The organism is Sorangium sp. So ce124, from assembly GCF_051525235.1.
In the GTDB taxonomy this organism is placed as follows: Bacteria; Myxococcota_A; Polyangia; order Polyangiales; family Polyangiaceae; genus Sorangium; species Sorangium atrum.
The window spans coordinates 13,445,777-13,468,746 of record NZ_CP150312.1 but is presented as its reverse complement, the minus strand read 5'-3'; the positions used below and the strand labels follow the sequence as shown (position 1 = coordinate 13,468,746).

At 70.1% G+C, this 22,970-nt stretch carries 18 protein-coding genes and 1 pseudogene; 12 read left to right on the top strand and 7 right to left on the bottom strand.

Going from position 1 to position 22,970, the window contains the following annotated elements; all coding sequences use genetic code 11:
* Positions 1 to 27 precede the first annotated feature (27 nt).
* A complete protein-coding gene (locus tag WMF19_RS50480; RefSeq protein ID WP_437896914.1) occupies positions 28 to 594 on the top strand; it encodes a hypothetical protein in 567 nt (188 codons plus the stop codon).
* Between the two features lie 109 nt (positions 595 to 703).
* Here WMF19_RS50480 and WMF19_RS50475 read toward each other — a convergent pair whose 3' ends face one another.
* Positions 704 to 2,725: a hypothetical protein gene (locus WMF19_RS50475; protein ID WP_437896913.1), complete on the bottom strand. Its 2,022-nt coding sequence runs from the start codon at positions 2,723 to 2,725 to the stop codon at positions 704 to 706.
* A gap of 346 nt (positions 2,726 to 3,071) precedes the next feature.
* On the opposite strand from WMF19_RS50475, the gene WMF19_RS50470 reads away from it, so the two are divergent.
* From WMF19_RS50470 to WMF19_RS50460, 3 genes are all read left to right on the top strand, one after another.
* Positions 3,072 to 4,298, top strand: coding sequence for a hypothetical protein (locus WMF19_RS50470; RefSeq protein ID WP_437896912.1), 1,227 nt, complete (start codon positions 3,072 to 3,074; stop codon positions 4,296 to 4,298).
* A gap of 220 nt (positions 4,299 to 4,518) precedes the next feature.
* Positions 4,519 to 5,442 (top strand): nucleoside hydrolase, encoded by a 924-nt coding sequence (locus WMF19_RS50465; protein ID WP_437896911.1) that lies wholly within the window; start codon positions 4,519 to 4,521, stop codon positions 5,440 to 5,442.
* A gap of 140 nt (positions 5,443 to 5,582) precedes the next feature.
* The gene (locus tag WMF19_RS50460) at positions 5,583 to 7,265 is read left to right on the top strand and encodes a DEAD/DEAH box helicase (RefSeq protein WP_437896910.1); all 1,683 of its coding nucleotides are present in this window, start codon (positions 5,583 to 5,585) and stop codon (positions 7,263 to 7,265) included.
* Between the two features lie 27 nt (positions 7,266 to 7,292).
* On the opposite strand, the gene WMF19_RS50455 is transcribed toward WMF19_RS50460, so the two are convergent.
* On the bottom strand, positions 7,293 to 7,886 hold the full coding sequence (locus WMF19_RS50455; RefSeq protein ID WP_437896909.1) for a hypothetical protein: 594 nt from the start codon (positions 7,884 to 7,886) through the stop codon (positions 7,293 to 7,295).
* Between the two features lie 195 nt (positions 7,887 to 8,081).
* Between WMF19_RS50455 and WMF19_RS50450 the strand changes: the two are divergent.
* Both WMF19_RS50450 and WMF19_RS50445 read left to right on the top strand, forming a co-directional pair.
* Positions 8,082 to 8,258 (top strand): annotated as a pseudogene (locus WMF19_RS50450) (FAD-dependent monooxygenase); the annotation flags it as partial.
* A gap of 14 nt (positions 8,259 to 8,272) precedes the next feature.
* Positions 8,273 to 8,845 carry a hypothetical protein gene (locus tag WMF19_RS50445; RefSeq protein ID WP_437896908.1) on the top strand — a complete coding sequence of 191 codons (573 nt, stop codon included), beginning with the start codon at positions 8,273 to 8,275 and terminating at the stop codon, positions 8,843 to 8,845.
* Between the two features lie 154 nt (positions 8,846 to 8,999).
* Here WMF19_RS50445 and WMF19_RS50440 read toward each other — a convergent pair whose 3' ends face one another.
* Complete coding sequence (locus tag WMF19_RS50440; RefSeq protein WP_437896907.1) at positions 9,000 to 11,444, bottom strand: cellulose binding domain-containing protein; 2,445 nt, start codon at positions 11,442 to 11,444, stop codon at positions 9,000 to 9,002.
* Positions 11,445 to 12,131: 687 nt separating this feature from the next.
* On the opposite strand from WMF19_RS50440, the gene WMF19_RS50435 reads away from it, so the two are divergent.
* Positions 12,132 to 13,421, top strand: a complete 1,290-nt coding sequence (locus WMF19_RS50435) for a peptide-N-glycosidase F-related protein (protein WP_437896906.1) — start codon at positions 12,132 to 12,134, stop codon at positions 13,419 to 13,421.
* Positions 13,422 to 13,549: 128 nt separating this feature from the next.
* Here the strand turns inward: WMF19_RS50435 and WMF19_RS50430 are convergent, their stop codons facing one another.
* A complete protein-coding gene (locus tag WMF19_RS50430; protein ID WP_437896905.1) occupies positions 13,550 to 14,797 on the bottom strand; it encodes an MFS transporter in 1,248 nt (415 codons plus the stop codon).
* Between WMF19_RS50430 and WMF19_RS50425 the strand changes: the two genes are divergently transcribed.
* The 5 genes from WMF19_RS50425 to WMF19_RS50405 all read left to right on the top strand — a co-directional run bounded on the left by WMF19_RS50425 (position 14,770) and on the right by WMF19_RS50405 (position 19,716).
* Positions 14,770 to 15,825 (top strand): LysR family transcriptional regulator, encoded by a 1,056-nt coding sequence (locus WMF19_RS50425; RefSeq protein ID WP_437901768.1) that lies wholly within the window; start codon positions 14,770 to 14,772, stop codon positions 15,823 to 15,825. The two genes, WMF19_RS50430 and WMF19_RS50425, sit on opposite strands and share 28 nt — an antisense overlap.
* Positions 15,826 to 15,939: 114 nt before the next feature.
* Positions 15,940 to 17,160, top strand: a complete 1,221-nt coding sequence (locus WMF19_RS50420; RefSeq protein ID WP_437896904.1) for an FAD-dependent monooxygenase — start codon at positions 15,940 to 15,942, stop codon at positions 17,158 to 17,160.
* A gap of 189 nt (positions 17,161 to 17,349) precedes the next feature.
* Positions 17,350 to 17,946: a DUF4291 domain-containing protein gene (locus WMF19_RS50415; protein WP_437896903.1), complete on the top strand. Its 597-nt coding sequence runs from the start codon at positions 17,350 to 17,352 to the stop codon at positions 17,944 to 17,946.
* Between the two features lie 31 nt (positions 17,947 to 17,977).
* Positions 17,978 to 18,661, top strand: a complete 684-nt coding sequence (locus WMF19_RS50410) for a hypothetical protein (RefSeq protein ID WP_437896902.1) — start codon at positions 17,978 to 17,980, stop codon at positions 18,659 to 18,661.
* Complete coding sequence (locus WMF19_RS50405) at positions 18,658 to 19,716, top strand: AraC family transcriptional regulator (protein ID WP_437896901.1); 1,059 nt, start codon at positions 18,658 to 18,660, stop codon at positions 19,714 to 19,716. The genes WMF19_RS50410 and WMF19_RS50405 overlap by 4 nt, the downstream gene beginning before the upstream one ends.
* On the opposite strand, the gene WMF19_RS50400 is transcribed toward WMF19_RS50405, so the two are convergent.
* The 3 genes from WMF19_RS50400 to WMF19_RS50390 form a co-directional block, all read right to left on the bottom strand.
* On the bottom strand, positions 19,692 to 20,987 hold the full coding sequence (locus WMF19_RS50400; RefSeq protein ID WP_437896900.1) for a tyrosinase family protein: 1,296 nt from the start codon (positions 20,985 to 20,987) through the stop codon (positions 19,692 to 19,694). The genes WMF19_RS50405 and WMF19_RS50400 overlap by 25 nt on opposite strands.
* Before the next feature lie 250 nt (positions 20,988 to 21,237).
* A complete protein-coding gene (locus tag WMF19_RS50395) occupies positions 21,238 to 21,813 on the bottom strand; it encodes a hypothetical protein (protein ID WP_437896899.1) in 576 nt (191 codons plus the stop codon).
* A gap of 312 nt (positions 21,814 to 22,125) precedes the next feature.
* Positions 22,126 to 22,956 (bottom strand): DUF4328 domain-containing protein, encoded by an 831-nt coding sequence (locus WMF19_RS50390; RefSeq protein ID WP_437896898.1) that lies wholly within the window; start codon positions 22,954 to 22,956, stop codon positions 22,126 to 22,128.
* Positions 22,957 to 22,970: the final 14 nt, after the last annotated feature.

Sequence of the window (22,970 nt, the reverse complement as noted above, 5' to 3'; positions counted from 1 at the left end):
CGGCAGATCGCGAGGTAAGGAGAGAGCATGGCATCGAGAGCGACAAGGATCCTCGTCATCGGCAAGAGGGCCGATGTCCTCGAGCGGGGCGTGGCAGCGCTGAACGCGCAGGGGCACTCGGCCGTCGGCACCTTGAGCGCGTCGCCGGACACGGAGTTCCACGCAGGCGACTTCGACCTCATCACGCTCGGCGGCGGCGTGGACGCCGCCACCCGCGCGCGCCTCCACGCGCGCTTCAAGGAGCAGAACAGGGACGTGATGGTGCTGGACGTGTACGCCCCGATCGCCAGCCAGCAGATCGCCTGGGCGCTCAGGAGATCTTCCGTCGAGGGAGAGCTCGGGAGCGCCTTCTCGGTGACGGAGGCCGATGACGCCTTCGTCGCGCGCGCGACGATCGAGCGCGCCTGCACGCTGCGCCTCGACATCTACAGCTACCCCGGCGGCGCCCTGGAACCGAAGGTCACGCGCGTCGTCGACACCTCCGTCACCCAGGGAACGCACGAGCTCAGGATCGAGAAGGAGCTCGCGCGTGAGGGGTTCATGGCGGTGCTGACCTTGAATGGCGAGGAGCACCACCTGCAACGCCTGCAGTAGCAACCAGGCTGAGCCGTGCGGCGCACGTGCCGCGCGGCGGGCGTGCGCTCCGCCTCGCTCGCTCCGCTGGCATCCCCGCCCGTGGGACGCGCGGGCTCGACATCTCTCGCTACCTCTGCCCGCGGCGGCGCCGCGAGAGCGAGAGGCCAAGGAGCGCCACGGAGAGGAGGGCGACACAGCGGCCCGAGCAGGCCGCCTGACCGATGCTGCACGCAGCGGCAGCCGACGGCTCCTCGTCGGGCGCGCGGGGGCCGGCGTGCGTTGCGGCCCCTGGATCGCGAAATGACGCCAGCGAGGCGCCAGGCATGTGCAGGAGGTCCCCCGAGCGCGTCCATGGATCCAGGGGCTCGCCCGGCGCGAGCGCGGTGAGCGTGAGGTCGTGCTGCGCCTCTTCCGCGGCGTCGCCCCGCACCTCGCCCGGCGACGCGACGAGATGGAGGGCCGGCGCCTCGGTGCTCATCACCTTGAACAGCGTGTCACCGATGGCCACGTACCAGTCCCCATCGAACCAGCGCCCGTGTCCGAGATCGCTGCTGATCTCCTCCGGGGCGGCCCCAGGCCGCCCGATGTAACGCTTCCTGTCGTTGAGGAACATGACCTCGCCGGTGTCGCTGATACCGCCGTGCCCGACGCGCAGCTCCTGCTGATCGAGCTGGCTCGGCGTCACGAAGTCGCTCACCTGGTGCTCGTCACCCGCGGGGGTCCGCAGCCACACCTGGTTGACGGCGCCGTCGCTCTTCAGGTAGGCCGCGTACCCTGCGTGCAGCAGCAGCCCAGCAGCGTCGCCGGTCTTCGACTCGCCGAGGAACACCTCCGCGCCATCGGCCGTGTAGAGATAGCTCGAGCTCACCGACCCATTCCACCACCGGCCCGCGACGTTCGTCCCATCGGAGATGGGCCGTTGCAAGAAGCCGGGGTGGTCCCCGAGGCGGATCCCGCCCGGCCCGTGGATCCACGGCTCTTCGTGCGTGCTGTAGTAGATGTCGCCTGACGCCGTGATGTCCGCCTGGAACTGCGACGCGCTGCCGGGCGCGAGCCCGAAGCTCGTCGCGGCGCCCGTCGATAACGTGTGCACGAGGGTCTCGTCGTCGTCGGCCCTCGTCCACAGGAGCGTGTCGCCGTTCACCCCGTCGAGCCGCCCCTTCCTGGGCGTCCGGTCCAGCACGCCGTCTCTCCACATGAAAATGTACCCGTACCACGCTTGCATGACGACGCCGGACGGCGTGAGCGCCCCCTGACCGGGCTTGTGCATCCACTCATGATGGGGCTGCAGCTCTCCGTGCCACGTCACCTGCTGAGTCACGCGATCGACGACGCCGATCTGGAGCCCGTGATCGATGAACAGGACGCGCGTCGCGTCGAAATCGAGGATGGCGCCAGGGGCGCGCTGGACGGCGGTGAGCCTTGGGCTCCGCTCGACGTAGGTGCGCGGGAGCGCCCAGTCGTAGAAGCCGAGTCCCCCGCCGATGGTCGGCCCGTACCAGACCGGTCCCACGCCGTCCATGGCCTCGAGCCTGACCGTGAGCACCTCGCCCGACTGGAGCGGCGATGACAGGGTTTGCAGCACGTCCATCCTCCCCGGCACCGACGACGGGACGCCCACCAGCACCTCATCGCGCACCTGGCTCCGGACGCGCGCCTTGAACTGCGTGCAGGAATAGGGAGGGGTCCCGACGCACGTCGCAGCGATGCGGGTGTCCCCGGTCAGCGTGCGGTTGGGCCGCGGGCTCGTCACCCAGACGCTGGGCGGCGCGTACTTGTGCACGATGTACTGCCTCGTCCGCACCTCCCCGCCCTTGTCGTACGCGATGAACGTCAACGTGTGAGGACCGTAGGGCACCGCGCTCGTGTCGATCTTCGCGTAGTAACGATGGTTGTATTCGTTGAACGTGAGCGGGGTCGTCACCCCTGCGTATTCCGCTTCGACGGAGTAGACATCTTCGTACGGTATCGCGGCGATGCTGACGTCGATGACGTTAAAGTCGCATATTGCGCTCTTGTAATCTTTTCTCCACGTGGTTCGCCCGTAGAACTGAATCTGGTCCAGGACCACCTCTGCCGACGCGTTCGTGGTCGAGAGGGACATCCACGACGCGACGGCACAGCCGATGAGCGCACGATGGGAATGCATGGGGCCTCCCTGGCTACCACGCGGCTCTGATGCCGCCGCGGTGCGCCCCATTCAGGCGGCTTGGCGTTCAGCACCACCGGCGACCTCGGGGCAATGCAGCCGCTCGCGCGCCGGCCGTACCTGCGTTGTCGAGCTCGCCCGGCAGGCGCTCATCCGGCGTCCCCGCCAAACGCGCAGGGCTGCCGGCACACGTTGACACACGGTGACATGCGACGGGTACGGGAACCCACGAGAACCTCGCGGCGGCCCGGGGAGTCGCGACCGGCACGGAGTCTGCACATCGGCGCGTGTCTGCACACGCCCGTGCGGGGTTGACCCGCGTCGGGTCGCTTGAGGAGGAACTTCGATGCCTTATTCTCGTTTCACCGCGTTGACTCTCGCCGTCATGGGAGGCCTGGGCGCTCTCGGTATCTCCCGTCCGAGCTCTGCCTGTACGCCTCCGCCGGACGGCCCCTACGCGTCCGGGGTCACGCGCGTCGTGCCGCTCGACGGGGTCATCGTGGCCCGGGTCTCCTGCTACTCCCACTGCCCAGAAGGCGCGCCCGAGCTCGTGGTGAAGGACAAGGACACGGGCGAGGCCATCAGCGGCGCCCAGGAGGAGGTCGCCGACGTGCCCGCCGGCCAGGGCGAGCGCTTGCTCGCCTTTCGCCCCGCGGCCCCGCTCCTCGACGGCCACACCTACCAGGTCGAGGTCGAGGGACAGAACCGCAGCGTCATTGTCTGGGAGACCCAGGCCAGCGCCGCTGTCGACATGGACGTCGGCGCCATCCCAGTCCAGGCCAATATCACCCTGGGAGAGCGCTGGCACGGCGAGACGAGCTGCTGCACCGCCGATCTGGGCCCGGGGAGCTGCGGTCCGCAAGAGAGCTGCGTGGCGGAAGAAATGGAGCGCTACGTCACCGTCTCCCTCGATGTGAGCGGGGGAGCGGACCACGGCGTGGGGCAGTACGTGCAGATCTTCACCTTCTCGAGCCCGGACGGGAAGGAGCTCGCCAAGAAGACGGTCTGGGAAGGGTACCTGAGCCAGACATACGACGTCGCGGCGACGGAGTACTGCTACCAGCTCACGTACAAGAGCCTCATCGACGGCGCGACGGTCGAGTCGGAGCGCACCTGCGTTCCGCACGGCGACGCGGGCGCGACGGGCGTCTTCCCGGCCGACGCGTCGCGCATCGGCGAGGCCGTCGCGGCGTGCGCTTCCCCGCCCGAGGGCTTCGAGGAGGCCTGGTGCAGCGCGAGGGCGGCGTACTGCGAGGGGCGCGGCAACCTCTGCGCCGAAGATGACATGAGCTCCTGCGAGGACACCGGCGCGGGTGCCGGCGGCTCGGGGGGATCCGGGGCGGGCGGTGGCGGCTCCGGGGGATCCGGGGTGGGCGGTGGCGGCTCCGGGGGATCCGGGGCGGCTGGAGGCGGGGACTCTCCGGAGGACCCGGATGGCGGGGACCAGAGCGGCGGCTGCTCGGTCAGCGCCGGCAGCGCGGGCCGCACCGCTTCGCCGGGCTGGGCGCTGCCTGCGATCGGGCTCGCGCTGTCCCTCGTGAGCCGCGCGCGTCGTCGCCGCGACCGCCGCTGAACGGTCCAAGCGTCGCGCCGAAGTCGATCCAGCGCGACGCGCGTCGCGCGCAGCGGACGCTCTCCGGGGAGAGAATGGCAGCGGCGACGGGATGCGATTTCATGGTCTCTTGCGCCCTCGCGCCTTTGCCCTGAAATTCTCCTCGTCGCCGCCAGGCAGATCCCGGTCGGGCTCTCTCTCGCGCGCGGCGCCACCCCTCCGCGCTCGCAAGGAGCTCTTCATGACACGAACGCGCGTCCTCATGGATCACGACGGCGGCGTCGATGACTACCTCGCACTGCTGCTCCTGTTGACGATGGACCACGTCGATGTCCTCGGCGTCGTCGTCACCCCTGCCGACTGCTACATCGAGCCCGCCGTCAGCGTCACGCGAAAGATCCTCGATCTGGTGGGCCGCCACGACGTGCCCGTCGCCGAGAGCACCGTCCGCGGGCTCAACCCCTTTCCGCCCATCTTCCGGCGCGACGCCTTCTGCATCGACAAGATCCCCATCCTGAACGAGCGCGAGGAGCTCCTCACCCGGCGCGTCCCCGAGACCGGACAAGCCTTCATGGCGAGCGCCCTGCGCGCCGCCCCCGAGCCCGTGACGCTCCTCGTGACCGGGCCGCTCACCACCGTCGCCGCGGCGCTCGACATCGATCCTCGCATCGAGGGCAATATCCGCGAGATCGTCTGGATGGGCGGCGCGCTCAACGTGCCCGGGAACGTGCAGACGGCCTTCGAGAGCGGACAGGACGGCTCCGCCGAGTGGAACGTCTACTGGGACCCGATCGCCGCCGACCGCATCTGGAAGACCGCCATCCCGATCACCCTCTGTCCGCTGGACATCACGAACCTCGTCCCCGTCACCCAGGCGTTCCTCCGCCGCCTGTCCCGGCAGCGCCGATACCCCCTCTCCGACCTCGCGGGTACCTGCTACGCGCTCGCCGGCCACCAGGACTACTTCGCGTGGGACGTGCTGACGACCTCGTATGTCGGCAAGCCGGAGATGTTCACCCTCCGCGCCTGGGAGACGGAGATCGTCACCACGGGCCCCTCGCAAGGGCGCACCAGGGTCGTGCCCGGCGGTCGCCCGGTGCAGGCGCTCGACCAGGTGGATCTCGAGCAATTCTACGGATACCTCTTCTCCCAGTGGTCGAGGTGACATCGATCGTTCGGGGACAGCGACGCAGTCCCGCCCGCGCCGCCCCCGGCACGCCTCGCCGACCACAGAGCGGACCCGGGCCGTGAGGCGTACGGACAGGGGCTCCGGGCCATGCTATCGCCACGCCCGCGCGAGAGCTCATGACCATCCCCACGACCGTCTCTGCACCGGCCGGCCCCGGCGCGCCCGCCCTGCGCCCTTACCAGCGGGCCGCCGTCGAGGCCGTGCTCGCGGCCCGCAGGCGCGGCGTCCGGCGCATGGTCGTGTGCCTCCCCACCGGCGCTGGCAAGACGGTCATCTTCTCCCATCTCGCCCGCCTCGCCAGGCGGCAGGTCCTCGTCCTCGCCCACCGCGAAGAGCTCCTCTTCCAGGCCAAGGACAAGATCGAGCGCGCCCTCGCCGGGCAGGCCACGGTCGCCGTCGAGCAGGGCGAGCTCCGCGCCCCGGCGGACGCGCGCGTCATCGTCTGTTCCATACGCTCCCTCCACGAGAAGCGTCTGGAGCAGGTCACCAGCGGCCGCGATATCGGCCTCGTGATCTACGATGAATGCCACCACGCCCCCGCCGAGGACAACCGCCGCGTCCTGCGCCAGCTCGGCGCCTTCGACCCCGCGTGGACAGGCACCCTCCTCGGGTTCACCGCCACGACGGCCCGCGGCGACGGCAAAGGGCTCGACGATGTCTTCGAGGCGATCGTCTACAGCCGCTCCCTCACCGAGATGATCGCGGACGGCTACCTCGCCCCCCTCACCGGCTACCGCGTCGCCACCGCCACCGACCTCTCTCGCCTCGACGCCGGCGGCCTCGACTTCGCCACGGAGGAGCTCGAGGAGGCCGTCGACCTGGAGGAGCGCAACGCGCTCGTCGCCCGCTCCATTCAAGAGCTCGCCCGCGACCGCCGCACCATCGCCTTCTGCGTCACGGTCGCGCACGCCAGGAACCTCTCGAAGGCGCTCAACCACCTGGGCGTCCGATCGGCCTACGTCCACGGCGACATGCCCTCCGACCTCCGCGGCCGGATCCTCGCCGATTTCCGGGAAGAGCGCGTCCAGGTCCTCACCAACGTCGCTGTCCTCACCGAGGGCTTCGACGACCCTGGCGTCTCCTGCATCGCCATGGCCCGCCCCACCCGCTCGGATGGGCTCTACGCCCAGTGCGTCGGGCGCGGCACGCGCCTCCATCCAGGCAAGAAGGATTGCCTGATCCTCGATTTCGTCGACCTCTCCTCGCTCCAGCTGTGCACGCTGCCCTCGCTCTTCGGCATGCCCCGCGACCTCGATCTCGAGGGCAGGGACGCCTCGGAGGCGAGCCGCTTCTACCGGCAGGTGACGTTCGACTACCCCGGGTTCGAGGTCGAGGCGGGCCGCATCACGCTGCGCGAGATCCAGGAGCGCGCCGCGCACTTCGATCCGCTGAGCCTCCGCGTCGACCCCGAGGTGATGGCCATCTCGCGCAATGCGTGGGCCTCTCTCGGCCGCTTCGGCCTCGCGCTCCATTACGAGAAGAAGCCCGGCGCGATCAGCGAGGTCGTCGTCCTTACCCGCGGCGGTCGGGGGAAGCGGTGGCACGTCCTGCTCGATGGCAAGCTGGTCGAGCGCTTCTCCACCCTCGAAGAGGCGGTCGCCGCTGTCGATTACGAGGTCGCGCGCCGCGGCCCCGCGGCCGGGGCCTCGGCGCGGCACGACGCGCCATGGCGCAGGGCAAAGCCCCCCGTGCCCCTGCCGGCCGAGCCCCCGAAGGGCTATCCCCCGCCGAGCACCGTGGAACAGGCCATGATCCTTGCAGTGTGGGCGAGGGTCACCGCGCCCCGCGAGGAGCGATGAGTCGACCAGGAGCTTCATCGCGGATGCTCAAGATCGCCTCTTCGCAGTCGCCTTCCCGCCGCTCTTCGCAGCCGACGTCACCGCTGCCTTCGTCGCCGGCGCCTTCTTCGCCGCCGCCTTCTTCGCCGGCGCCTTCTTCACCGCTGCCTTCTTCGCCGCCGCCTTCTTCACTGCCCTCTTCGCCGGCGCCTCGCCCCGCTTCCGCCGCTCTCCCGGCACCTTCCCGATGCGCGGATCGCCCGCCTCGATGAGCGCGCAGGCCCGCAGCGCGGCTTCCTCGAAATCGGGCGCGTCCGCCGGGAGCACCTGCCAGCCCGTCACCCCGCTCCCGAGCACCTCGATGCTTCGCATGCTCGGAAAATCAGGGCGCAGGGCCGCATGGTGCTCCTCCGTCGTGGCGAGCCAGACGCCGTTGTCCTGCGCGGGCGCGGGCTTGTCGCGCAGGATGAGGACGATCTTGTCCTCCACATAGACCGCCAGGCAGCCGAACATCGGCCGCGTCTCGGGCCCGAGCGGGGCGAGCGCGTCGAGCACGAACTCGTGCGGTACCGGCTTGCGCTTCCTCGCTGCGAACACGTCATCCGCCGGCGCGACTCGGCTGCTCCCGCTGCGCTTGATCATGGCGACCAGGATAGACGAAGCGGCGGCCGAACGCACCGCCAGGCCGGCGCCCGCACGACGCCCCGAGGATGCCCGAGGGCCCGAGCCCCGCCGAGCGGACCGCGACGCGACAGCCCGGCGATGATCCTGCCGCGGTGAGGATCCGGTCGGACCGGACGGGGTTGACACCTGCCCCCGCCCGGTGACACTCCACAGGTGGAACATCGGACGGTTTTGATCTCGGGGGCGAGCATCGCCGGTCCCGCCCTCGCCTTCTGGCTTGCGCGCTACGGATTCCGACCCGTCGTCGTGGAACGCGCCGACGCACTCCGGTTCGGCGGGCAGAACCTCGGCGTCCACGGCGCGGCGCGGAAGGTCGCGCGCCGCATGGGGAATGGAGTCACAACATGGCCGTAGACTTCACCGCCATCGTCGACCATGGCCTATCCTGGGATGAGCTGTATGAACTGCCAGGCGCGCTCAACGCTGCTTGGGCACTACCGCCCGCGCTCCGTCCATGGGCGCAGGAGTGGGTCCGGGCTGGACGAGCGTCCTGGGGATGGAAGCTGAGCGGGCTCAGCTCGAACGCCGCCGAGGAGCTATTCAACGAGGGCTACGTGTGGATGGCTGGCCCAGACGGGTTTTGTGCCAGTGTCCACAAGAGGTTGATCGAATTCACGCATCTGGCGCGATGGTCGTCATTTCTTCACGAGCGTGACGTGCGGCAGGGTCTGCGAGAGTCCCTTCGGCTATTGTCAACGGTGGTCCGAGCGAGCATGGTCATCTACCTACCGGACAGCTGCTTCAAGCCGTCAGAAGCGTCCGATCTGCTGTTCGAAGACGCCGGAGCTGGCGACGTGAAGAAGTGGCTGGAGACGAACGTCGGACCACCGATGGCCGACGCGGGGAGCCTCCTCGATGTAGACGACGATTCCGCAGAGACCGCCTATTTCATCGAGGAGGTCAATCCAGGTCGTTGATGTCAATGAACCAGGGAGCGCCTCCGGCATGATCGAGAGGTCGAATCCCCCGATCATCCCCGACAGCAGCGAGAGCCCCACGGTGCCTCTCGCTGCGAGCGGGCGGCGCGCCCCGGCTGGTCCTCGATGCAGGCCAGGGCGCGCCGTCGTCGGCTCAGGGAGCCAGCGCCGTCTTGTCGAGGTGACCGAAGTCCCAGGCCACGGAGGAGCCTGGACCGTAGTCGACCCTCACCGGCTCCTGCGCACCGAGGCGATCGAAGGCGGCGCGCGGGAGCAAGAATTGAACGGTGTTGAGATCACCGTTCGGATGGCGAGCCGCGATGCTTCGCTCGGCGCCGACGGTCAGCACCAGGTTGGTGGCGCGGAGGTCGAAGAACTCGGCGCTGGTGAGCGTGAGCTCGACAGCGTCGGCCCCGCTGCTCCTCACGCTCTGGATGGCATTGCCCGCCACGATCCGCCGCTGCTCGGGGAGGGTCGTGCCGGCGGCGCGCGCACGGGAGGCGGGCGGCGCCGCGCTCGACGCGATGGAGGCGAGCTGCCCCGAAGCGGCCAGGGCCTCGGTGGTGGCACGGGTGGCGCGGATGTTCGCCAGGTACAGGCTATTTCCGTCGAGCGGCGTGGTGAAGGTCAGACGAACCCCGCGCACCGACGCGAGCGTGGCGCCGCTGAACGAGGACAGCGGAATGCGCGCGGTCGGCAGCGTGGTGCCGCCGCGCGGCGGCGGACCGAGCTCCAGGAACTCATCGATGGCGACGGCGCTCGACCGGGTATCGTCGGCGTTCACGAGCTCCACGAGGAACGAAGCCTCGGTCGGATCGGAGCCCCAGCTGCGGTCGGCGCGGAGATCGAGGTAGTCGTACCCCGTGAGATCGAAGCCGGTGCCGGCGGAGGACCAGTTCGACTGGAAGAACGTCGAGCTGCCCGCGACCACGTCGTGGATCCACGCGCCCGAGAGCGAAGGGTCGTGTCCGCTCAGGGGCGTGTGCTCCACCGAGAGGGTGCCGCCGGTGGTGTTCGGCAGGCCGTAGGAGCTCGTGCCGGTCGGATTGATGAAATCCTCGAGCAGCAGGCTGTCGGCGGCGTCTCCGCCCGGATGATAGCCGCGGCGGACACGGTACGGGACGTCCGGAAAGGGGAAGGCAGGGTCGAACAGGGCGTTCGCGGCCTCGTCGCGATCCGCGCCCACGTTCGCAATGAAGAACTCGACGGCCGCCAGGCGACCCGTCTCGCGCTGCGCCGGCGAGCCGTACTCCAGCGGATCGAAGAGCTCGTCATGGTCGATGCAGCCCGTGATCCCGCCGCTGTTCCCGTCCGCGAGCTGCCACTCGCTGTTGTAGTAATTGTGATTGGCGCCCCACACATGATAGAAGGACTTGGAGAGGGGCTCCGGCTCGGCGATGCTCAGCATGCGATCGAACGGGCGCATCCCGGGCAGATCGCTCAGGTCCCAGTCGCAGGCCGGCAGGATCACGTTCCAGGCCGTCTGGTCAGCGTTCAGGCGCTGGCCGTTCTGGCCCTGATCGGTCGGACCGATCTCGAAGATCCCGCGGATGCTCACGGGGCTGTCTATCAGCGCAGGCCAGGGGCTGCCGCTCCGGCGGTACTCGTTGTAGGCGAACCGCACGGCCTCGCCGCCGCGCGAGTGCCCCAGCAAGCCCACCTGGTCGAAGTCGATGCGATCGAGCAGATCCACGCCGAGCTCCGGGGGCGTCGGCTCTGCGCCGCTGTCCCAGCGGCTCAGCTGCTCCAGGTGGCGGAGCAGCAGGCGTCCGCGCGGCCCGATGACCAGCTCGTCGTCGGGCGTGCCCGACGCGGCATGGATACCCCGGTTCGTGTTGATGGACACCACGAAATAGCCGCGCGCGGCGAGGTCCTCGGCCATGTAGTCGTAGCCGCGGTGGTTGGGGACGACGACGTAGTTCGCCGGGCACGTCCCCGTCGTGGCGTACTGGTTGTTGTTGTCCGTACGGGGGTTCACGCCCGTGCCGCACGTGGGGTGGTTCCCGTGCATGAACACGAGCAGCGGATACTGCCGGCCGGCCTCGAGGCTCGCAGGGCGGTAGAAGGACGCCCAGAGCTCGGTCGCGTAGTCAGGGCTGACCATCGCGTCGATCGCGGCCGGGAACTTGTACTCCGCGATCGCCACGCCGCTGCCCATCGGCGGCAGGTCGCTGCTCACCGACAGAACGACCGGCTCGATCCCCGGGCTCGGGGTGCTGGCGCAGAACCCGAACTGGCGGCTGCCCGACGGGGGGATCGCCGCATTGCCGCCCTGGGGCGTGACCGTGATCTGACCCGTGCTCCCGCTGAACGTGCCATCCCACGACGAGAAGATGGCGCCCGGGCCGACGTCGAGCGCGACGCTCCACGTCCCCGTCGTGGCGCTCGGGTGCTGGTTGCTCACGACGATGCGCGCGCAGTACCCCTGACTCCACTGCGAGTCGATCACGCGATCGGCGCTGATCCCGTTCGCGCCCTGCAGCGCGGCCTGCGATGTGCCGATCGGCTCCGCCGAGCCGTCGCTGCATGCCGGCAGCAGCGACAGCGCTGCAGCGGCCATCCACATGTCCCATCTGCTCTGGAAGCTGAAGTTGTGCATGGATCTTACCCAAGTTGGTGGTGAAGCGTCCGGTCGTCGCGCCTCGTTCGGCAGGGCGACGAACCACCCCGTGCGCCGCGCAGATCTGCTGACGCTCGAACCGATCTAGCGTCCGGACTCATGGCCTGGCAAGCGCCGGGGATGACCCAATGCGCATGCCCGATGCCGTGATTCAGCGGTGATGCCGGGGCTCACACCTGCACGACGCACGCCGCGCCCGTACCGGCGTGGCGGGCCGTCGCTTTCGGTGCGACGAACGCTATTGGCAAACAAAGGAGCCTTGTCAAGCTCAACCGTATGAAATCATCTCTCCCATCGCCAGACAGCCGATGATGGCGCATTGCATAGCCCCTCTTCGACCCCTGCGCCAGTAAGGTTCTTCCGTAATTCGGCACGGGTCCTCATGCGCCTGGCGCCACCCTCTCTCGGCGACATGGCCCCATGTGCGAGGCGCGCTCTCGTCGGGCTGATTTCGAAAACTATCGTGTTAAACAATGCAAAGAAGCATGAATTTGATTGCCTCCGGGCGCATGGGCCCGCGCGTCGGGGCGACGCCGCGACGCGCGGCCCCGCGGTTCGTGCTCCTCGTGGAGGGTCGTCTCACGCCTATCGAGCTCCCCCCGAGCGATGGCTAGATATGCTCGCCTGAGGAACGCGCGCGGCGCCGCCATGGCGTAGGATGAGAGCATGCGATCGACGCGCGCCTTGCTCCCGCTGCTCCTCGTTGCCCTCGCGACCGCGTGCAGCGGCAGCGAGACCAGCCCCGGCAGAACCACGGGCTCGGGCGGCGCCAGCTCCGGCAGCACCACAGGCTCGGGCGGCGCCAGCTCCGGCAGCACCACAGGCTCGGGCAGCGCCAGCTCCGGCAGCACCGCAGGCTCGGGCAGCGCCAGCTCCGGCAGCACCGCAGGCTCGGGCGGCGCCAGCCCCAACAGCACCACCGGCTCGGGCGAAGGCGCATCCGGCGGCGCGGGCAGCGCGGGGGGCGCAGGTGGCGCCGGGGGCATGGTCGAGGGACCGGGCACTGACACGACGGTGACCCCGTTCGACGAGACGCCCTTCTATCTCACCAGCGACGACGACCGGCGCGTGGTCGACGCGCCGGTGTCGTTCCCGAGCACAGGCACCTACGAGAGGATCACCTTGCATCTCTCGCTCGAGTGCCCGCCGGGCGGCTGCGACCCGTGGGCTCGCCTGGCGTCGCTCGGCCTCGTCACGGCCAAGGATCCCGCGGGTGACACGGTGATCGAGCTGATGCGCTTCTTCACGCCCTACCGTGTGGGTGCGAGCTGGGATCTCGACGTCACCGACCTGCGCCCGCTGCTCGCCGGCGAGGTCACCTTGCGCGCCTTCATTGATACCACGGTGGGGCCGGGATCGCCGTACGGCGACGGCTGGCTGCTCCATGCCAGCTTCGACATGAAGGGCGGCGTGCCCGCGAAGATCCCGGTCGCCGTCATCCCGGTGTGGAGCCCACGCCGCGTGGTCTACGGCGACCCCGCCAGGCCCATCGCCGGGGCGGCTCCGCCCGCCGACATCCCGCTCCCCGCGGGCGCCTCGTCCTTCGCGCTGCGCTCGTTCATCACCGGCCATGGGCAGGGAAACGCCGACAACTGCGCCGAGTTCTGCGAGAGGGAGCACACCCTCACTGTCGGCGCCGTGCCCCACGCCGAGAGGATCTGGCGTGACGACTGCGCCACCACGGCCGCACCCGGTCAGCAGGGCACCTACCGCTACCCGCGCGCCGGCTGGTGCCCGGGCGCCGACGTGCGGCCATGGACCATCGAGCTCACGGCCGACGTCGCGGGGACCGGGGCGGCGAAGGTGGCGTACGACGTCGCTGGCTACGAAAACACCTGTCGGCCCGACAGCCCCATTTGCGATGGGTGCACGCTGGGGGCCGGGTGCGCCTACGATGGCGGGACCCATACGGAGCCGGGGTACGAGCTGTCGACGGTGCTGATCGGGTATCGATGATCCTCAGTCGAGGGGCCCTGTCCCGCCTGAGCGCACCGGCAGCGCTCGATCTCGTCGCTGCGCGTGTGGCCATCCTCGTGATACAGGGCCCGCGATTCGACATCAGGGCCGCCAGTTCAGGCGAGCGGTCACGCGCGCGGAGACGGGCGCACCGCCGGCCAGAGCCGGACGAGGAGCGCGCTGGCCGCCGCCGACGAGGCGAGGGCCGTCACCGCCAGCCAGCCCCACCGGGCGAAGAGCACGCTGCCCAGCGCGGCGCCGGCGGCCATACCGACGAACATGCCGACGACCAGCACGGCGTTGACACGGCTGCGCGCGCCGGGCTCGATGCCATAGACGATGGTCTGATGCGCCACCAGCGCCGCCTGGATGCCGAGGTCGAAGGCCACGGCGCTGGCGCCGAGCAGCCACAGCCGTCCATGCGCCGACAGCAGGGGCGACAGCGCCATGGCGGCGAAGGCCACGAACGCGAGGGCGGCGCCCATGCGCGTCACCCGTTCGGGCCCGCTGCGGTCGGCGATGCGGCCGGCCAGGGGCGCCGCCACCGCGCCGGCCGCTCCGGCCAGGCCGAAGGCGCCCGCCACCGCGCTGCCGAGGTGGAACGGCGCGCCGTGCAGCATCACGGCGAGCGTGGACCAGAACGCGCTGAACCCCACCGACAGCAGCCCCTGGGCCAGCGTCGCGCGGCGCAGGGCGCCGTGGCGCTTCCACAGCTCGGCCAGGGAGCCGAGCAGCGCGGCGTAGCTCAGCTGCGTCGTCGGCGCGAAGCGCGGCAGGCTGCGCCACATCGCCGCGCCGAGCAGGGCGATGCTGGCCGCGGCGGCGACGAACACCGCGCGCCAGCCGAAATTCTCCGCCACGAAGCCGCTGATCACGCGGGACAGCAAAATGCCCAGCAGCAGGCCGGTCATCACGGTGCCGACCACCTTGCCCCGATGCGCCTCCGGGGCCAGCGTCGCGGCGGCGGGCACGATGTCCTGCGCCAGGGTCGCGGCCAGGCCGGTGACCAGGCTGGCGACGAGCAGCGTGCCGATCGCGTGCGCCGCGCCGCCGAGCAGCAGCGCGGCCGCCAGCAGGGCCGCCTTGGCCAGGATGATGCGCCGCCGGTCGTAGCGGTCGCCGAGCGGCGCGAGCAGCAGGATGCCCAGCGCATAGCCCAGCTGCGTGAGCGTGGGCACGAGGCCGAGCGCGCGGTCGGAGGCGCCGATCTCGGCCCCCAGCACGCCGAGCATGGGCTGGCTGTAGTAGATCGAGGCCACGGCCAGGCCCGCTCCGGTGGCCAGCAGCAGCACCAGGGCGGCGGGCAGGGGCGGCGCGGACGCGGCGGGCGGCGGCTGGTTGGCGGGGGCTGTATGCGTCAACTGAATGGCGTGCATGGTACACCGAGTATGGGAAGCATCGCTCGAGCGCTGTAGTGGCATGGAACGCACGATGGTTATACCGTCGGCGTATGACCAGGCCGGCACCCCCCTCGCCCTCGTCGCTCGACCCCATCGGCTTGCTGCAGACCTTCGTGAGGATCGTCGAGGCGGGCAGCCTGTCGGCCGCGGCCACCCTGCTCGGAACGACGCAGCCCACCGTGAGCCGGCGCCTGCAGGCGCTGGAGCGCTCGCTGGGGCTGCCGCTGCTGCAGCGCACCACGCACACGATGAAGCTGACCGAGGACGGCGAACGGTGCTTCGAGCGCGCCAAGGCGCTGCTGGCCAGCCTGGAGGCGTTCGCGTCGGACATGCGAGGCGACCGCGACCAGCCCGACGGGACGCTCCGCGTGGTCGTGCCGCACGCGTTCGGCCAGCACCAGCTGGTCAAGCCGCTGGCCGACTACCTGCGCCGCTACCCGCGCGTCTCGGTCGAGTGGCTGCTGCACGACCGGCAGCCGAACTTCATCGCCGACGGCATCGACTGCGCGATCCTGGTCGGCGCGGTGGCCGATCCGGCCGTGGTGGCGATCCGTCTGACCGAGGTGCCGCGCATCGTGGCCGCCGCGCCCTCGGTGCTGGGCCGGGGAGCGCGGCCGGCTCATCCATCGGACCTGGCGGACCTGCCTTGGCTTGCGCTGCGCACCTACTACCGCGACACGATCGCGCTGACCCACGCTTCCGGCGGTGAACGGGTCGAGCTCGCGATCCGCCCGCGCATGAGCACCGACAGCCTGTATGCGCTGCGCAGCGCAGCGCTGATGGGCCTCGGCGTCTGCGTGGCCTCGTCCTGGCTTCTGACCGACGATCTGGCGCAGAAGCGGCTGCTGCACCTCGCGCCGTCGTGGCAGGCGGATCCGCTGCCGGTCCACCTGGTCTACCCGCAGGCCCGCTTCTATCCGGCCCGGCTGCGCCGCTTCATCGAGGCGATGCGGGAGTCCGTGCCGGCGGTGGTCGACGGCGCCGCGGCGGCCCGTCGCGGTTGATCCGCTGGAGGTTCGCGGCCTACATGCGGGGATGGGATAGGCCATGCGCCACGATGGATCGCGACGCCAGCAGGACGCTTCGCGCGGAACGTAAGACACAGGAGCTGATCATCCGTGGAACATCGTACTGTTTTGATCTCGGGCGCGAGCATCGCCGGTCCCGCCCTCGCCTTCTGGCTTGCGCGCTACGGATTCCGACCCGTCGTCGTGGAGCGTGCCGGCGCGCTCCGGCTCGGCGGGCAGAACATCGACGTCCAGGGCGCGGCGCGGGAGGTCGCGCGCCGCATGGAGATCGAAGGCGACATCCGAGCCGCCACGACGGGGGAGCAGGGGCTCCGCTTCGTCGACGATCACGACGTGACCGTGGCCGAGTTCCCCGCGGCGACCTCGGAGCGGGTCGGGTTCACACAGGAGCTCGAGATCCTCCGCGGCGACCTCGCCAGGATCCTCTACGAGCGCACCCGAGACACGACGGAGTATCTCTTCGGCGACCAGATCACGGGCCTCCGAGATCACGGCGACCGGGTGACGGTCACCTTCGAGCATGGCTCGGAGCGCGACGTCGACCTCGTGATCGCCGCCGACGGCATCCGCTCGCGGACCCGTACGCTCATCGTCGGCGATGAGCCCAGGATTCGCCCGCTCAATCTCTATGGCAGCTACTTCACGATTCCCCGCGGAGCGTCCGACGGCGCCTGGGCTCGCTGGTACCTCGCCCCCGGCAGACGATCGATCATCCTGCGTCCAGACAATGTGGGCACCACGCGGGCGTCGCTGTGGTTCCTGTCGCCCCCCCGCGGCTACGAGAGGTTGAGCGCCGCCGAGCAGAAGGCGCTCATCGCGAGCGTCTTCGCCGATGCCGGTTGGGAATCGCCGCGGGTGCTCGCCGCGCTGCGTGACGCAGAGGATGTCTATTTCGATGCCGTCAGCCAGGTCATGGCGCCGCGCTGGTCCCACGGCCGCGCCGCGCTCGTGGGCGACGCTGCGTACTGTGCGTCGCCGCTCAGCGGAATGGGCGCGAGCCTCTCCCTCGTCGGCTCTTACGTGCTCGCGGGAGAGCTGTCGCGGCACGCCGACCATCGAGACGCCTTCGCGGCCTATGAAGAGCTCATGCGGCCCTACGTCGACCGGGCCCAGAAGCTCCCGCCGGGCGTCCCCTGGATCGTGTACCCGAGGTCGAGGCTCGGCGTTTCACTCCTCCACAGGGTCCTTCGGCTCGCGTCCAGTCCCCTGTTGCGGCGCGGCGCGGGGTGGATCGGCTCCTCGGCGGACGACACGATCGAGCTCCCCGATTACTCGAAACCCGGTCCCTCCGCGCGGGCGCGAGCGCGGTGATCGGATCTCCGGCGGCCGCTCATTCGCGCGCTCGTCGAGGTCCACGCGCCTGGGCCGGCCGCGCACGGCGGCGTGGTCGTGCGGCGCGCCGCGCGCGCGGACGCCTCATGCTCATCAAGTCCTTCGCCTGAGCGCCGCCTTCGGGGGTAGTCTCCCCTCAGACCACAGCGATCGCGACGAGTGGACCGCATGCCGAAGCTTCACGAGATCCGAGCGGACTACGACGCGGAGACCATCGTCATGTACCAGGCCTACGCGCCGGCCATCGCCGAGCCTGCGCTCGCTGCCCAGCGCTTCGTCGCCCCGTTCTCGTTCGGCCGCATGACATGGATCAAGCCGTCGTTTCTCTGGCTCATGCACCGCAGCAACTGGGGGCGCAAGGCCGGGCAGGAGCGGATCCTCGCCGTCCGCATCCGGCGGACAGGCTGGGAGCAAGCGCTCTCCCTCGCCGTCCTCACGTCGCCCGAAGCGACGGTGTTCCGCTCGCCGGACGAGTGGAGCAAGGCGTTCGCCGAAGCCAGGGTCCACATTCAATGGGACACCGAGCGCAACCTCCGAGGCGGCCCGCTGCCTTGCTACAGCATCCAGGTCGGCATCGGCCGCGATCTCATTCGCGAGTACGCGGAGAGCTGGGTCGTCGCCATCGAGGATCGAACTCCCCTGGTCCGGAAGATGTACCAGCAGATTCAGGACGGCCACGCGGACAGCGCGGCCAAATCGCTGCCTCGCGAGAGGCCCTACGCCGTCGATGAGAGGATCGCCAGGCGGCTGCTCATCGACCCATGACGAGGCACGCCGCCTCCGGACACCGAGGAGCATGCTCGCATTTCTTCATACTTCCCCCGTCCACGTCGAGACGTTCAGCCGCCTCGCTCGGGACGCGGACGACGCGATTCCGGTCCGGCATGAGGTCCAGGAGAGCCTCCTCGCGGATGCGCTGGCGGCCGGCGCGATCACCGACGGCATCCGCTCGGCCACCGCCGCCGTCGTTCGGGCGCTCGCGAACGAGGGCGCGAGGGTCATCGTGTGCACCTGCTCGACGCTCGGCGGCGTCGCGGAGGCTGTCCCCGTCTCGGACTGTCTCGTGATGCGGATCGATCGCCCGATGGCAGAGCAAGCCGTCGCGAGCGGCCGCCGGATCCTCGTCGTGGCCGCGCTCCGGAGCACCTTTCAGCCAACCGGCGCGTTGCTGCGTCAGATAGCCTCCGACGCGGGGCGCTCGATCGATGTCGTCGACGTCCTGTGCGAGCGAGCGTGGCGGCTCTTCGAGAGGGGTGACCATCCTGGTTATGCCGGCGAGATCGCCGGGACGATCGAGGCGACGGCGCTCCCGGGCGATCTCGTGCTTCTGGCCCAGGCGTCGATGGCCCCCGCGGCCGAGCTGGTCCGTCACCTCGGGATCCCCGTTCTGAGCAGCTCGAGATCGGGCGTGGAGGCCGCCGTGTCGCGTTATCGATCGAGAGCGGAACACCATGCCTCCCAGCTCCGCGGAGAGCCGTGAGCGACATCTCCGTGAAGGTCTTCCAGGCCGTCGTCGCCGGCGCGGCGGCCGACGGCGTGGCGCCCGCGGAGCTGCTCGCCGCCGCCGGGGTCGATCCGGGGGACCTCGCCGATCCGGACATGCGCTTTCCGCGGGCGATCGAGGCCCGGCTCTGGAGCGAGGCCGCCCGGCTCGTCCGCGACGACAGCTTCGGCCTGCGCCTCGCGCAGAGGCTGCCGGTGGGCAGCCTCGGGGCGCTGGGGTTCGCGGTGCGGAGCAGCGCAACCGTCGGGGAAGCCTACGCGCGTGCGGCCCGCTACCTCCGCGTCGTGGCCATCGGCCCCTCCCTCGACATCCGGATAGAGGGCGATGTCGCCCTGCTCCGCCACGAGCCGCCCCGGAGCAGCCCCGCGCCCTCGCGCCACGCGGTCGAGTTCTTCCTTGGCAACCTCGTCGTCCTCGCGAGGCGGGGCGCGGACCCGGCGTTCACCCCGCGCGCCGCGCGGTTTCGTCACGCCGCGCCCGCGCGCGTCGACGAGCACCGCCGCCTCTTCGGCGCCGGCCTGCGCTTCGGGGAGGCCCACGACGAGCTGGTGATCGATCGCTCTTTCCTCGCGAGGCCCCAGGCGCACGCCGAGCCCCTGCTCTGCGAGGTGCTCGACCAGCACCTCGCCTCGCTGGCCGCAGCGCTGCCGGCCGAGGCGAGCTTCCTCGAGCGCGCGCGCGCCGCTATCGCGGCCGAGCTCGCCCACGGCGAGCCGGGGCTGCCGGCGATCGCGGCGCGCCTGCGCATGAGCCCGCGCAGCCTCCAGCGGCGGCTCAAGGAGGAGGGCACATCGCTCTCATCGGTGCTCGATCGGCTGCGCGCCGATCTCGCCGTGCGCTATCTGAGCGAGTCGCGCGACGCGATCTCGGAGATCGCGTTCCTTCTCGGGTTCTCCGAGGTGAGCACGTTTCACCGCGCCTTCAAGCGCTGGACCGGCGTGACGCCGGCCGCCTACCGCCGCGGCGAGGGGCGTCCAGCGCGAGAGCTCCCCCGCGCGGCGACGCGTCACCCGTCGAACAGCACGTCGTAAACATACGGCAGCGCGTCGTGCGCGGTGAGATCGTCGAGCGTGTACGTCTTTCCGCCGCCGTACCAGGCGCCCTCGCTCGCGGTGAGCGGGTTGAAGCTCCGGTCGTCGCCCTCGAGCGGCGGCTCGTCCGCGTGCGTCTTCTCCCACGTATACCAGGTGCGATCGAGCTCGCCGTGGAGCATCCAGAACACGGGATCGACCGTCAGCTCGTTGAAATACGTCACGGTCCCGCGCACGTCCGCGTTCGCCGGATCGAGCCCGCCCGCCCACAGGTGCATCCGGACATGGGGCATGAAGTTGAAGAGGCCATAAACATCCTTGACGGCGCCGACGAGCTCGGTGTCCGGCGCCGCTTTCTGCGCCTCGACGGCTCCGAGCCAGCCGATCTCGAAGAGGGCGTTGGTCGTCTCCGCGCCCTGCTGCGAGCTGCTCGGGGGTCCGCCGAAGGCGTCGACGAGCGTCTGGACGGCCGCGCTGTCCGGCAGCTTCACCTCCAGCACATCCAGCGCCGCCCGCGCCTTGGGATAGTTCTCGACGCGGAGCTCGGGGGTGACGTCGAGCGCATCGTAGAAATCGGCGAACGTGCGCTCGGCGAGGATGCGCTCGACGTCTTCGGGCGCCTGCAGCGTATCGAAGACCAGGTTCTTGCCCGGCCAGCGCCCGAAGACGATGTCGTAGCGCTCGCCCACCGCCTTGCCGTACCCGGCGTGCCCCTCGGGCAGGCCGGGCGGCACGATGGCCGTCCCGCCCTCGGGCTCGAAGCCGTGGACCCAGTGCGGCAGGTCCTGATCGTGTGCCGCGTCCCAGTACGGAATGAACAGGAGATCGGCTTCGCTCGGGTCCATGCCCTCTTCCTGGTCTCGCTGGCGGAGGGCGGCGCGGAGCATTTGCTCCGCCTCGAGGAGGAAGGCCCGGTGCCACGGCAGGAGCCGGTAGCCCGACGTTTCGTCCATGACCATGATGGTCATCGGCGAGGTGGCCTGCAGGTCGGCGCCGTGGTGGCGATGCCGGTGGTGGTCGTAGTGCTCGTCGTTGAAGACGTCGAAGAAGCCGTTCGCCACGGCGTACTCGTAGGCTCGCTTGAACCTGTCGATCTCTTCGCTGGTCATCGCCGAGGCGCTCTTGCGGACGATCGCCTGCGCTCCCGGGCTCGCGTCGCCGGCGTCTCCCGAGGTGTCGGCGCCACAGCCGAGCGAGAGCCCGAGCCACGCCGCCGACGCCGCTGCGATCATCCCACGCACGAACGCTCGTCGATGCACTTGACGTGTCATGTCCTGCCTCCTTCGGACGGGAGCTCCGTCGTTCATGAGGCGTTTATAAAGACGCGAGCGCGCCCCCGCATTGGCCGAGCGCGACGAAAGCGTTGGCCTACCGCGCCAGCGGTCGGCGCCGCGTGGACGCACGATTTCGAGGCTCGAGGGATCCATCAGGGGCGCGACATCGGCTGCGCCTTCACAGAGGGGAGCGAACGCGTTACATGCGCGCGTGAACGCATTCATATACGCATGCAACGCGCGTGGTTCAGCGACACACCTGCTGGTAGTCGGGGCAGCAATCCCCGGACACCGTGCAGAGGTTGTCGCAGAAGCACACCGGACCTCCACCCGCGTCCTGAGGGCCGGCCCCGCCGCAGTAATTCCTGGTCCTGCCGGCGCAGGTGTAGAGGTTGCTGCGCGCCTCGAAGCTCGTGGCCGTGCACGTTCCTCCGCCCCAGAAGGCGTTCGTGTGCACATGGAGCCTCGCGCGACAGTCGGCCGGATTGCCAGGGTTGACCCAGCCGGCGAACTCGCAAGCTCCATTCCCGTTCCAGCTCACGTCGACCCTCACCCGCTCATACCCCGGAGCGCACATCCCGCCGAACTCCGGGTAATGGTCCTCCTCCACGATGTTCCCGCCGTAATGCTGGCTGAAGCTCGCACGCCGCCGCGGCGCGCCGACGGCGAGCGCCTCGGCGTCGCTCCTGACGGCCTCCTCGTCGGCGGCGCCATCGAGCTCCACGCGATCCTCATCAAGATCGCCCGTGTCCCCAGCGTCGACGGCGCACCCGAACCCGAGCAGAGAAGCCACAACGACCGCATACGTATTACGGATCAACATAGTTTGCTCCTCACGAAGAAGAAAATTGCGATGGTCAGCGCGACAGATCGGCGCTCTTCAGCGCCCCCGCTCCTCGTGTCGTCGCGACGCAATGCCATTCAGCAACAGCCATGCCGGGCGAAAAATCGGCTGATTTCCTAGCGCCCCTCGCCCCTGGCCTGCTCCACCACATCGCCTCGTGGCCGCCATGCCCGCGGAGGCCCGACGCCGGGGGCCGCCTGGGTGCAACCGGGTGCAACGGGTGCAACGGGTGCAACACCGCCGGTCTGAAGCTGCGCCGCCGAGAGAGATCTCAGCCGGGAGGCCCGGGCCCTACTCGCGATCGTCGAAGTCGGCGATCTTCGCCATGTCCCGCCGCAGCTGGAGATCGCGCTCCACGAGGAGCTGGTCGAGCTCCTCTTCGGAAGCGTGCGCCAGCCTGCGATGGCGCTCCGCGACCCGGCTGTCGATCGCCCGGACCATCAGCACCGCGAGCCACGCAGCAGCGATCGACGCCGCGTCGGACGCAATGAACGCAACCCGGGACCGGATGAACTCCGCCGTGGTCAGCTCCGGCATGACAGAGGCCAGCCACCCGAGCCCGCGGCTCGCGACATAACACCCCCACCACGCGCCGAGCGCGGCATGGTGCACCGCGCCCGCCCGCGGGGCGCGCGCCATCTCGACGCGCCGGTAACCACCCCCGCCGTCCAGGAGAGGGCGCGGCGCAGGCTCGGGCACGCCCGCCGGAGCAAGGCCGTCGTGCAGATCGCGCAGCACCCTGTACGGCTGCACCAGGTTCACGATGGGAATGAAGAATCCCAGGACCGCCTCGGACGGCGTCCAGTGAAAACCCCGCACGGGATCCAGCTCACCCGCCAGCGCGACTGCCCTGGAGAGCCAGCGCAGGAACACAACGCTCGCAAGGAGCCCAAACCCCAGCTCGAGCAGACCCCCGACCTCACGGAGCGTGTTGGCAAGCCGCCACGTCGGCGCCGAGACGTCCGTCGAGCCGAGCAACACGACGTGCCACGCCCCGACCAGCGCCGTGAACGCCGCCACCGCCCCCATCGCGATCAGCCCGGCAATCGCCAGACGAGCGCGCCGGCGCACGACGCGGACGTCGCGGCTCCACCCCTCCCGAGCTTCGGCCCAACCGCTCACGGTGAGCGAGGCTA